This window comes from Bacillus sp. JJ675 (assembly GCF_036963165.1).
In the GTDB taxonomy this organism is placed as follows: domain Bacteria; phylum Bacillota; class Bacilli; order Bacillales; family Bacillaceae; genus Bacillus; species Bacillus glycinifermentans.
In genome coordinates this window covers 1,895-2,260 of the sequence record NZ_JBALMR010000101.1, presented here as the reverse complement: position 1 = coordinate 2,260, position 366 = coordinate 1,895, and the positions used below count along the sequence as shown (strand labels likewise).

The following is a 366-nucleotide window of genomic DNA, read 5'->3' as shown; positions in this document are numbered from 1 at the left end:
CGCAGGTTGCGGGCTGTTTTTTTTTTGCTGATGAACGGCGGATTCTCAAGTTGCTTTGACAAATTAGGCTGCCACCCTCTCCGAATCGATTTTGATCAGCCACGCAAATAAAAACAATTCTTATCAAAAAACAATTGTAAAAAAATGTCCCTTTATGTAAAATATATTCATCGATGCGCTGCATAAAGAACGTCAACTTGCTAAAGGAAAGGGGCGGAAGGATTGGCTGTAAAAATTCCATCGGCGTCAGTAGGGGTTAAAATCAATGATTGGTATAATGCGATACGCAAATTCAATGTAACGGACGCGGAAATGCTCAAGGCAGAAATTGAGCGCGACATATTCCGTATGGAAGAAGATCAGGAT

The 366-nt window shown here is 41.0% G+C and carries 1 protein-coding gene and 1 pseudogene; one reads left to right on the top strand and one right to left on the bottom strand.

Annotation, left to right across the window (positions count from 1 at the left end; all coding sequences use genetic code 11):
* Positions 1–184, bottom strand: a 184-nt coding sequence (locus V7126_RS22300) for a hypothetical protein (protein ID WP_335499282.1), incomplete at its 3' end; no start/stop codon positions are given.
* Between the two features lie 38 nt (positions 185–222).
* Between V7126_RS22300 and V7126_RS22295 the strand changes: the two are divergent.
* Positions 223–366 (top strand): annotated as a pseudogene (locus V7126_RS22295) (aspartate phosphatase); the annotation flags it as partial.